12 protein-coding genes are annotated in these 9892 nt (G+C 54.7%); 6 read left to right on the top strand and 6 right to left on the bottom strand.

The features are described from left to right. Positions 1–212 precede the first annotated feature (212 nt). The 3 genes from ACFQDM_RS01585 to ACFQDM_RS01575 all read right to left on the bottom strand — a co-directional run bounded on the left by ACFQDM_RS01585 (position 213) and on the right by ACFQDM_RS01575 (position 1779). Positions 213–644, bottom strand: a complete 432-nt coding sequence (locus ACFQDM_RS01585) for a CBS domain-containing protein (protein WP_377374570.1) — start codon at positions 642–644, stop codon at positions 213–215. Between the two features lie 120 nt (positions 645–764). Further along, a complete protein-coding gene (locus ACFQDM_RS01580; RefSeq protein WP_377374569.1) occupies positions 765–1385 on the bottom strand; it encodes a 2-hydroxychromene-2-carboxylate isomerase in 621 nt (206 codons plus the stop codon). Positions 1386–1533: 148 nt separating this feature from the next. Continuing rightward, complete coding sequence (locus tag ACFQDM_RS01575; protein ID WP_377374567.1) at positions 1534–1779, bottom strand: YdcH family protein; 246 nt, start codon at positions 1777–1779, stop codon at positions 1534–1536. A 333-nt stretch (positions 1780–2112) separates the two neighbouring features. Between ACFQDM_RS01575 and hfaA the strand changes: the two genes are divergently transcribed. Genes hfaA through hfaD form a run of 3 tightly spaced genes read left to right on the top strand, consistent with a single transcriptional unit; the run spans position 2113 to position 4836 of the window. Further along, the gene (hfaA, locus tag ACFQDM_RS01570; RefSeq protein ID WP_377374565.1) at positions 2113–2538 is read left to right on the top strand and encodes a holdfast anchoring protein HfaA; all 426 of its coding nucleotides are present in this window, start codon (positions 2113–2115) and stop codon (positions 2536–2538) included. Beyond that, positions 2531–3535, top strand: coding sequence for a holdfast anchoring protein HfaB (hfaB, locus tag ACFQDM_RS01565; protein WP_377374564.1), 1005 nt, complete (start codon positions 2531–2533; stop codon positions 3533–3535). The genes hfaA and hfaB overlap by 8 nt, the downstream gene beginning before the upstream one ends. A gap of 32 nt (positions 3536–3567) precedes the next feature. After that, positions 3568–4836 (top strand): holdfast anchor protein HfaD, encoded by a 1269-nt coding sequence (hfaD, locus tag ACFQDM_RS01560; RefSeq protein ID WP_377374562.1) that lies wholly within the window; start codon positions 3568–3570, stop codon positions 4834–4836. A gap of 40 nt (positions 4837–4876) precedes the next feature. On the opposite strand, the gene ACFQDM_RS01555 is transcribed toward hfaD, so the two are convergent. Continuing rightward, positions 4877–5290, bottom strand: a complete 414-nt coding sequence (locus ACFQDM_RS01555) for an ACT domain-containing protein (protein ID WP_377374560.1) — start codon at positions 5288–5290, stop codon at positions 4877–4879. A 95-nt stretch (positions 5291–5385) separates the two neighbouring features. Next, positions 5386–6336 carry a hypothetical protein gene (locus tag ACFQDM_RS01550; protein ID WP_377374558.1) on the bottom strand — a complete coding sequence of 317 codons (951 nt, stop codon included), beginning with the start codon at positions 6334–6336 and terminating at the stop codon, positions 5386–5388. A 175-nt stretch (positions 6337–6511) separates the two neighbouring features. Between ACFQDM_RS01550 and ACFQDM_RS01545 the strand changes: the two genes are divergently transcribed. After that, entirely contained in the window at positions 6512–7054 is a 543-nt protein-coding gene (locus tag ACFQDM_RS01545; RefSeq protein WP_377374555.1) for a PAS domain-containing protein, read from the top strand. Between the two features lie 8 nt (positions 7055–7062). Here the strand turns inward: ACFQDM_RS01545 and ACFQDM_RS01540 are convergent, their stop codons facing one another. Beyond that, on the bottom strand, positions 7063–8700 hold the full coding sequence (locus ACFQDM_RS01540) for a choline dehydrogenase (RefSeq protein ID WP_377374553.1): 1638 nt from the start codon (positions 8698–8700) through the stop codon (positions 7063–7065). Positions 8701–8816: 116 nt separating this feature from the next. Here ACFQDM_RS01540 and ACFQDM_RS01535 point away from each other — a divergent pair, with 116 nt between their 5' ends. Continuing rightward, complete coding sequence (locus ACFQDM_RS01535) at positions 8817–9407, top strand: PilZ domain-containing protein (RefSeq protein ID WP_377374551.1); 591 nt, start codon at positions 8817–8819, stop codon at positions 9405–9407. A gap of 95 nt (positions 9408–9502) precedes the next feature. Further along, positions 9503–9862 carry a DUF4870 family protein gene (locus ACFQDM_RS01530; RefSeq protein WP_377374550.1) on the top strand — a complete coding sequence of 120 codons (360 nt, stop codon included), beginning with the start codon at positions 9503–9505 and terminating at the stop codon, positions 9860–9862. Positions 9863–9892 lie beyond the last annotated feature (30 nt).

The raw sequence follows: 9892 nt of genomic DNA, 5'->3' as shown, positions 1-9892 counted from the left end.
ACCGGCTCGCTGCAGGCAGCTCGATGACCGAAGAAGACGCGCTTATAAGCCCCCCACTCCAACTAACGCAAGCGCCTTTTTCCCCTTTTTCCAAACTTTCTGCAGATTCAACAAACAAACCCCTATCCATGGGGGTTTAGAGAAAAGAGAACCTGCGCGATCTGCTCGCTGGCAGATCGCCTGAGGCCAAATGGAAGCGTAAAAGACCGGAATCAGCCGGCGGCGATGTATTGCTTCATCGCTTCCGCCTCGAGTTCGGTCGCTGAAATCTTGCGTTTCACAAGATCACCAATCGAGACGATTCCAACCAGCTTGCCCTGATCGACGACTGGCAGGTGGCGAATCCGGCGATCCGTCATCTGAGAGAGCGCATCATCAAGAGAGGTATCGGGCGTTGCAGTCACGACTTCGCGCGTCATCGCCTCGTCGACGGATAGCGCAAGTGCATCACTGCCGTGCTGAGCAATACGACGAACAATGTCGCGCTCAGATAAAACACCGCAAAGGTCACCGTCCGGCCGCACGGCAACGGCAGCGCCAATCCGGTTCTCATCCAGAATACCGGCAGCGACCCAGAGACTTGTTGTTGAATCGAGGGTGATCACCTTGCCACCCTTTTCCGAAAGCACCGTTTTCAGCTTCATAACGTTTCCTTCCCTTTGTCACGCTGGCCTTCTGTGGCCATGTCGCAAGGGAATTGTGCGATGAGATTTCAATCTAGGCAAGCACCCGTTGATTCTCGACCACACACCACGCCTTGCGCGCTATGCATCAGACCTAACGAGTTTAGCGGCAATCAGCTCCATACGATCGTTTCCGAAGTACATATCATCGCCATTGATGAAGACGGTCGGTGATCCAAAACCACCCCGGTCAATCAAATTCTGCGTGTTCGATTTCAGCTCTGCTTTATAGATGTCGTCGGATAGTGCGTCTTTTACATTCGTTTCGGATAAACCGGCCCGCTTCGCGCAGGCGAGAATCTCTTCTGTCTTGGAGATGTCATTCAAATCCCCCCAGTAGGATTCAAAAAGTGCAAGCGCGAATGGTTTGAGCGCACCTTTCGACTTTGCGAAACAACAGGCGCGCATCGCATCGACCGACCGGACGGGAAAGACGGGCGGATTGCCAATCTTAACACCGACAAAGCGAGACCAGTCCGCCAGGTCCTTCATGTAATAGGCCTGCTTGATCGGATGAGGATTGGCCCGCGCCTGATAGACGCTCTCGTTGACAGCATTGAACACGCCACCCACCAGAATCGGCTTCCAGTCAAAATCAAATGACAGCTGATCTTCCAGTTGCCCCAAACGGACGAAGCCGAGATAGGTCCATGGTGATGAACAGTCGAAAAACACTTCGACCTTTGGTGTCTTCATATCCATGTGCGCATCCTCCCACGCGTATCGATTATTTCAACGACACTATGCGGGAGGAGACGCAGGGTGAAGCAAGCGCGGAAGATAGCACTGCTCCACTCCGTCGTAGATATACTTATATATAGGCGCGTGCGCCGCGCGCCCGCCCGAAAAGTCAGGCAGCAGCTTTATCCAGCATCACCGCAATCTCATCTTTCAGAGCGAGGCGCTTTTTACGCAATTCCTCCTCATGAAAACCAGAGAGCGGCTCGACCTTGGTCTCGCTCCTGTGAATCTCGCGATTTACGGCGTGATATTCTTCCGTGATTTTGGCGAAATGCGCGTTTTCGAGCTTCAGCTTCTGAATCGCTTCGATCTGCTGAGGGAATTCTTCTGCGAGTTCGTGTGGTGTATGACTCATGCGTACCTCCTGCGTTATGTCCTTTATATTTGTGTGGTTTCTTGAGACATTTCGAGCGGTCAAAAGCGCGCAGGCAGCCATTTACCATCGTTCAAAAATCAATGAAGTAATTCCCGTGGGACTTTTCCGTGCCGGTAAAGAAAATGCCGTCAAAAATGGAATTTTATTAAGACAATCCGAGTTCTTCGGCTGCACTTTCACACGCTTATTAACTTAAAATCCGTCTTTTCATCCTAGAACACAGTTTGAATTGAAAGCTCCCGTTGGTGGAGCAAGATGGAAGACGCGCTGATCCGGATAAGATCAGACATCAGCGCGAACGGGGATTTGAGGATGAAGCGTACCGCAAATATCGCACTTTTCAGCGTCGTCAGCGGGCTAGTCGCAGGCCTTGCGCCCAGCACTGCAGCCTGGGCTCAGGAAGCCATTGTTTCAGGCCAGTTCGAACGGCCATACGGCATGTCTTACGGTCAGGAAACGTCTCCTTATGAACCAGGCACGCGCGATCTGAATGGCAATCGCGTCATTGTCGACGGTCGCATCATCGACAGCCGCGACTCATCAAGCCTGTCCTTCGGCATGAACACACCGTGGGGCACCACGCGAGGCACCGGCATGATCGGCCAGTCACAGGCGATCGGCAACCAGCTGAACGTGATCACGAACGGCAATTACAACACGATCATCATCGACAACACACAGATCAATAATGGCGATCAGACAGCCATCCTGAACGGGGAGCTGGACCTCAATGACTAATCAAAAGAATCTTCCGAAGCGTCCGGCCGCAAAACTCGCTGCGCTTGCCGCAGCCAGTATGCTGGCCCTCGCCGGCTGTGTGAGCCCGGTTGCCGGCCCAACCGGCAAATACGCAACGCCGATCGGCAGCGCGCCAGTGACGGCAAACCCAACGCCTTATTCCACGAGCCTGAGCTGTCTGGCTAGCTTCGCTGGGCAGAACCAGCTGGCCCGTCCACGCATCGCCGTTGGCCGCATTCTGGACTATACAGGCAAGGCTGACCTCGAAGGTGGCCGCAAGGTTACGCAAGGCGCATCCCTGATGGCCATCTCAGCGTTTGCGAAAGCCGGCGTGTCACTCGTTGAACGCTTCGACACATCGGTTTCCGAACTCGAACTGAAATATGCCAACAACAAGCTGATTACAGATGACGGCGCTCAGTTCCGCGAAATTCTCGCGGGCTCGATCCCGGGATCTGATTTTTATCTGGTCGGCGGCATTACCGAACTGAACTACAATATCCGCTCGGTTGGTGTTGAAGCCTTCGCTGGCGATACTGATGCTGAAGACCTCAAGGGTACGTTCGGCAACAAGATGTATGTCATCAATGTCGGCCTCGACCTGCGTCTCGTAGAGACACAAACTCTCGAAGTCGTTGACGTCATTTCCTATCAGAAACAGATCATCGGCCGGGAAATCTCTTTCGGCGTATTCGACTTCCTGAACGGTAATGTGTTCGACATCGGTGCTGGCGGACGCGCACAAGAGCCAATCCAGCTTGCTGTTCGTTCTGTGATCGAACGCGCGGTCGTTGAGATGACAGCGAATTTGTACGGCATTGACGGACCGACCTCTTGTCTGGGTGAAGATCCGCTCGGAACGTCCGGCGTCACTGGCGGCTTCATCCCGCTATCCACCAATATCGCAACGAACAATGCAGAAACCCGCGCAGAGCCTGCGCGCTGGAATGAAAACCGTGACAAAGCGCTGAAGTCTGCGCTTCGAGGTCGCCAGTAATTTCAGCCCGCTTGATCAGACAGGAACGCACCATGCGTGACACGACGAAAACACTTCTCGCAACGACGCTTCTCAGTGCCATTTGCGCAGTACCCGCCTTCGCTCAGGAAGGCACCACGCCATCCGACGATGCCGCCGTAGTGGTGATTGATCAGGTGTCTCTGGGCGATGTGTTCGCGGACATGTTTGTCGTGCTGGATGATGTTACGCCGGGGGCATCTGCTGTTGCCACTGCGACTGGCAACACATCAACAGCCGCAACCGAAACCGGCGATGTGGATTACAACGCGACACAGTCCCAACAAGGTGATGTGTCAGCGACGACCACCCTGCTTGGCGGCCCGGTCTATGGTGGAACAGCATCTACGTACACAACATCCTACGGCAATGCCGCGTCGTCCTCGACGACAAATGGCACTGATTTCCATTACGTGACTCAGGAAAGTTATGGCGATGTCAGCGCATCCAGCGACATTTATCTGGATGGCGCAGATGACGTGACAGCCACGACGACTGCTGCAGCGAACGTGTCTTCATACGAAACCGAATACGGCACCAATCGCGGTTTTCAGGAACAGCGCGCTTATGGCGACGTCACCGCAACAACGGTTGCCGATATGTGCTGCAACAATGACACGGTCACGATTGCGTCTGTTGCAAGCGGCAATACGGTCTCCTCCTATGGCTGGACAACGACCAGCTACAATGGCGCGGTTCAGGTGACCGATACCGATTCAACGATCTCATCTGATACCGATATTCGCATGCAGACCGGCACGTCCATAAACGGCAGTGCCACGGCGTCTGGCAACAGCATCACCGTCGAAAATGAATGGGGCTATGCAACACTCGGCCGCGACGGTTCCGAAGTCTTCCAGGGCAATGGCGCTGAAATCGAAGCTGTGTCGACGGTGTCCATCGATGACTGGTCTGGTACATCGGGTTCTACCGCATACGGCGTCGGCAACTCCGCGCTGATCAGCAATATTGGATCTGATACCGCGATGTACGCCAATCAGGAAAACTATGGTGACGTGTCGAGCTATGCGAGCTTTGATGGTGCCAGCTATGATGGCAGCTTCGGCTATGTCAGTTCGACAGCCATCGGCAATGCCGCGACAGCAACCATGTGCTATTCCTGTAGCAATGATGGTGTGCTTTCCGGCCGTACCAACCAGACAAACTCGGCAAACGTATCAGCTTATGGCGTAGCCCGCAGCAATGGTGGTGGCTTTGTTCAGGGCGCTGCAACAGCGGTCGGCAATTCAGCGACCTACCAGTCGTTCGGTACGAACGAATAAGCGCCGATCGGACTTCAAATGAATTACGCCCCGGCTGTTGTCAGTCCGGGGCGTTTTTTGTTTGGTCCGACAGGCTCTGTATGGCGTGCATAGCAGCCTGTGCATCCCGTTCAGGTACAAAGATATGATCATGGTAAAACCCTGCGACGGTATTCGCAGGTATCCCTTTCAGCCGGAGCGCTTCGGCCACCGATGCAATCATGCCCACAGCATCAAGCGCAGAATGAACCTTCAGCGTAATGCGTCGGCATGGAAAAACGCCATCCAAGCCATTTTGAGCCGCTTTTTCTGCTTCCAGAATCGCCGTTACGCCCTCGTCTTCACGATACAGCATCAATGGCTCCAGCCCTTCGAACCGTGATGCATCCTCAGATGTCGCGAAGACAAATCGCGTCTCAGCGAGCTCGGGCGCCAGGGACGACAGCAAAGTTCGTAGATCTTTTTCGCCGGCCATACCGTCTCCCTCTCACGCTTCGACCGAAGCTAAAGAAAAACCCCGCCAGAGTCATCTGACGGGGCTCCCTATAATGTTTCGTGAAATGCCCGGTTTTAATACGTCGTGGATTGACCAACGCCGCCATCAAAAGTGATCGGTGCCGTCGCAAGAGGCACTTCCTTGATCACTTCTCGCTGTACCGTTTCGATACGCGTCTGAACGGTTGGGACGCACACTTTCCGCTCGACCACCATTTCGACAACTTTCAGACCCGGACCGTATTTGCGCAGCAATGAGCGCTCATTACAGTTACGTTGAGGCACTTCCGGCGCGCAGGAAAGCTCGCCGCCTGGTTTGTGAACCAGAGCCTCGCCTTTGGCGCAGCTAAAGCCACTCGCCTGAGAAAAATCAGCCTGACCATCGATAATATGACCGATGGTGACCTGCATGGATGTTCCCGCAACGCAGCGATAAAGCTCACCGCTGAACGCGGCGCCAACATCTTGCTTGTCGTCAACGCGTGATGCCGGGTGAGGCGTGCCGGTGTCATCGATACAGTCGGCACGCACCGCGACCAGTTCCATCTGCTCAATGATCTGATCGATACAGATCTCTTCCTCGATCGGAACTTCTTCCGTCACGATTTCCTTAACCTGCTTGCTGCCCTGCACATTCAGCGCATCCAGCGCAGATGGCTCCACAGGCGGCGACATTGGAATGTAGCTGCCGTTGGACAGGAAGGTTGTTCGTGTATCAGCGCCTTCGACCACCAGACCGGATTCCAGAACGGAGCCCTGTTTGATGATATACTGACTTCCAACAGTTGCCGTCGCCGAGTTTACAACAAGGTTCGGGCTCGGAATTGTAACACCGGGTGGATAGATGCCGTGAACCTTCCCCTGATCACAGCATGCAGAGCCGGATGAACTTTGCGTCGAACCAACGGTGACACCCGGCACATTCACAACGTGCCCGCCAGCGCTTTGCGCAACCGCAAAACCTGCAATGGAAACGACAGCGATTGCTGCCGAAGCTGTCAAAGTGTGTCGCCATGAAACAGCCATAGATCGTCTCCCTCAAAAGTCGTTCGAGAGGACGCTAAACCCACGCACACTTCCCCAACGACACGAAGCTTGGCTTATTTTTAGACCCATCTGTATGGAGATTTCGTTTACGCGTTGGCCCGGACTTTGCCCAATACCTTCTGAAAGCGTAGTTTTTGACAGGAAGAGTACCAGAATGAATGACCGGGCGGTTCATCCGAATACGAAAGCCATACTGGATGCCTGGCGCCGACTGTCTTCAGATGCAGACAATGCAATTGAAGATCCGAAGGTCGCCGATTTTCCCAATGTGTTAGGCAGCCTCTTTGTTATCAAGCGAGCCGATGATGGCATCTGGCCTTTCACCAATGCCGGGAAAAAGATGGTCGACGTACTGGGCCGTGAGCTGATCGATCAGGACTTCCTGAAGCTCTGGCGTGGCCGGGACATCGATCTTGTGTCCGCCCAATTGAATGCCATTCGGTTTGGTTCGGGTCCGGGCATCATCCGGGGGCGTGGTGAAACACTGTCGGGCCAGCGTCTTGAAATCGAGATCGCCCTCGCCCCCCTGAAGAAGAAGGGCCAGACCGGCGACCGGTTGCTCGGCCTTTATCAGATGCTTGGCGGTGAAAACATGCTGGAAGGCCGACCTGTCTGGCGCCATGCCGTCAGCGCCGTCTACCCGCCAGAAACGCCGATCAAGGAGCCATACCTGCGTCTCGTGGCGAGCAACGAATAGCCCAACGTTTATTCCGCGGCGACGGCCATAGCCTGTTTGCCGCGGATCATATCGGCTGCTTTCTCGGCGATCATGATGGTCGGCGCATTGGTATTGCCACCAATCAGGGTGGGCATAACTGACGCATCGACAACACGCAGCCCCTCCACGCAGCGCATTTTGAGCGATGCGTCCAACGGCGCGCGATCGTCAGCGCCCATGCGAACGGTTCCCACCGGGTGATAGATGGTCTCCCCTTTCGCCCGGACGAAAGCATCGATTTCATCATCCGTTTTCGGATTGCCTTCAGGCAGAATGCGATCTCCGCGATACGCGTCGAATGCCGCCTGCTCGGCAATCTCCATCGTCATGCGAACTGCCTGACGCATGACGCGGCGATCTTCTTCAGCCGCCAGGTAATTGGCATCGATCAGCGGATCATCAAACGGATCATCTGACGCGAGCTTGATCCAGCCCTTGCTTTCCGGGCGAAGCTGGCAAGCGTGGATGGTAAACGCATCCTGCTCGACCGGTGTCTGCCCGTGATCCAGCAGACCTGCATTCAGGAAATGAAGCTGAATGTCGGGCCGGTCCAGGCCTTCTCGTGATTTGAGAAACGCACCCGCTTGCAGGAAGTTATCCGCGCCAGGTCCAGTCTTGTTCATCAGATAGTTCAGCCCGACGCCTAGCTTTCGGAAACCGGCCTGTTTGCTGAAGGCAGTGCATTTCTGTTTGCAACCATGGATCACCGTGACGTCGAGATGGTCCTGCAAATTCGCTCCGACATCAGGAACGTCTGCCACAACCTCAATACCCTGGGAGGTCAGATCATCAGCAGCTCCAATGCCTGACAATTGCAGGATCTGTGGCGACTGAACCGCACCCGCGCACAAAAGCATCTCGCCATCGGCATAAAGTTTTGACGGCATGGCGCCTGGCTTCTTCGCATACTGGACACCGATGGCCCGGCCGTTTTCGATCAGGATACGCGATACCCTACCGGCGGTAATGACCGTCAGGTTGGATCGCTCCAGAGCTGGTCGCAGATAAGCAAAAGACGCACTCCAGCGTTCACCATTGAAAATGGTACGCTGATAGGGGCCGAAGCCTTCCTGCTGAGCACCGTTGAAATCTGGCGTGTATGGATAGCCTGCCTGCTCTCCGGCCTTCAGAAAGGCGGAGAAAATATCCTCATCCAGGGGCACATTCGTCACGTTCAGTGGACCACTGCCGCCGTGGAAGTCGTCCTCGCCGCCTTCAAAGGTTTCAGATCGCTTGAAGTAAGGCAGAACGTCATCAAAAGACCAGCCCGTCAGCCCCATTTGACGCCATTGATCATAGTCGCCTGCATGGCCACGAACATACAACATGCCATTGATCGAGGACGAGCCGCCAAACCCTTTACCGCGAGGCCAGAACAGACGTCGTCCATCCATGTGCTTCTGCGGTGTTGTCCAGAATCCCCAGTTGTAAGCGCCCTTTTCGCGCATCAGATTGCCGACCCCTGCCGGCATGCGGACGAACGGGCTTTTGTCCTTTCCGCCCGCTTCAATCAGCGCCACCTTGATGTTTGGATCTTCGGTCAGTCGAGCGGCCAGCGTACAGCCTGCGCTCCCTGCCCCGATAATGATATAGTCCACTGCGGATTGTTGACCCGACGCAGCCATGACGTTCTCTCCCTGATATATTATTACTTAAAGTATTATGTGATTAAACGATTACGGCAACCAATTATGAAGATTACTAAGTTAGAGTTGCAGGGTGCGTGGAAGGAAAAGTCAGAATGCAATCCGTCGTGCCATTTGCACCGCCGAGCGGTGAAAAGAGCCATTTGAAGAAACAGGACCGGCGTCGCTGGACGCGGGTCGATTTGAATCTCCCATTACGATTTCTCAGTGAAAGCGGTCATGAAGTGACCGGCGAAACCATCAATGTGTCCGGTGGTGGCGTGCTATTCAGAACCCAGTCACCGCCGTTTCGAGGCGAACGGATCGTCTGCTACATTTCCGAGCTCGGTCGTATGAGCGGCCATGTGGTCCGCAGCTCTGCCGGTGAAGTCGCTGTTATTTCTGACGCGCCATTCACAAAGCGCGACCGCGTCGCGGATCAACTCACCTGGCTATACAACAAATCCAGTCTCAAACTGGATGAAGAACGCCGCGCCTCGCGTGAGGGCGGCTCCGGCCTGATTCTTGTCCAATGCGAAGACGGACGTGAACTGCGCTGTCATGTGATGGACATGTCGCTGGTCGGTGTCGCACTCGCAACGACGAACCAGCGCCCACTCCTTGGCGAACGCGTCCAGGTCGGCACGCAGCAGGGCAAAGTCGCAAGGTTTCTCCCTGAAGGTTTCGCCGTCGATTTCACCCGCTAGGATCCTGACGGACTTTTCCCGCCCCCCCCCGATTCCCGCTTGCCAAATCCGACTGATTCTCAAACACTGAGGATCATTCACGATGGAGGCGGGTGATGAGCGACACGCAAATTTCAACGACGGGCGGTCAGCCCGGCAACGCAAATCTTGTCTATATTCTTTATCTGGTCGGTGCATTTATCGGCCTTGCTGGCCTGGTGGGCGTGATCATGGCCTATGTCGGCAAGGACGACGCCGATGAGCTAACCAAATCGCATTATATCAACCAGATCCATATCTTCTGGAAAGGCTTTGCCTATCTCATAGCTGGCGTCATATTATCGGTGGTCCTGATCGGTTTTCTCGTCATTCTGTTCTGGTTTGTCTGGCATATCGTGCGAACCGTCAAAGGCATGAATGAGCTCAGCAAGGGCAACCCTTACCCGATCGAACTGGCGCGTAGCTGGCTGTTCTAAAACAGGTGTCAAAGTTTAGAGAAAGGCGGC

Origin of the sequence: Ponticaulis profundi (assembly GCF_042659465.1) — a bacterium.
GTDB classification, from domain to species: Bacteria; Pseudomonadota; Alphaproteobacteria; order Caulobacterales; family Hyphomonadaceae; genus Ponticaulis; species Ponticaulis profundi.
This window is presented reverse-complemented; position numbering and strand designations above follow the sequence as displayed.

What these genes read in the sequence shown, in the direction of transcription:
- hfaD (WP_377374562.1), top strand. Translation starts at nt 3,568, where the DNA reads ATGCGTGACACGACGAAAACACTTCTCGCAACGACGCTTCTCAGTGCC.
- ACFQDM_RS01575 (WP_377374567.1), bottom strand. Translation starts at nt 1,779, where the DNA reads ATGAGTCATACACCACACGAACTCGCAGAAGAATTCCCTCAGCAGATC.
- hfaB (WP_377374564.1), top strand. Translation starts at nt 2,531, where the DNA reads ATGACTAATCAAAAGAATCTTCCGAAGCGTCCGGCCGCAAAACTCGCT.
- ACFQDM_RS01540 (WP_377374553.1), bottom strand. Translation starts at nt 8,700, where the DNA reads ATGGCTGCGTCGGGTCAACAATCCGCAGTGGACTATATCATTATCGGG.
- ACFQDM_RS01550 (WP_377374558.1), bottom strand. Translation starts at nt 6,336, where the DNA reads ATGGCTGTTTCATGGCGACACACTTTGACAGCTTCGGCAGCAATCGCT.
- ACFQDM_RS01585 (WP_377374570.1), bottom strand. Translation starts at nt 644, where the DNA reads ATGAAGCTGAAAACGGTGCTTTCGGAAAAGGGTGGCAAGGTGATCACC.
- ACFQDM_RS01545 (WP_377374555.1), top strand. Translation starts at nt 6,512, where the DNA reads ATGAATGACCGGGCGGTTCATCCGAATACGAAAGCCATACTGGATGCC.
- hfaA (WP_377374565.1), top strand. Translation starts at nt 2,113, where the DNA reads ATGAAGCGTACCGCAAATATCGCACTTTTCAGCGTCGTCAGCGGGCTA.
- ACFQDM_RS01580 (WP_377374569.1), bottom strand. Translation starts at nt 1,385, where the DNA reads ATGGATATGAAGACACCAAAGGTCGAAGTGTTTTTCGACTGTTCATCA.
- ACFQDM_RS01535 (WP_377374551.1), top strand. Translation starts at nt 8,817, where the DNA reads ATGCAATCCGTCGTGCCATTTGCACCGCCGAGCGGTGAAAAGAGCCAT.
- ACFQDM_RS01530 (WP_377374550.1), top strand. Translation starts at nt 9,503, where the DNA reads ATGAGCGACACGCAAATTTCAACGACGGGCGGTCAGCCCGGCAACGCA.
- ACFQDM_RS01555 (WP_377374560.1), bottom strand. Translation starts at nt 5,290, where the DNA reads ATGGCCGGCGAAAAAGATCTACGAACTTTGCTGTCGTCCCTGGCGCCC.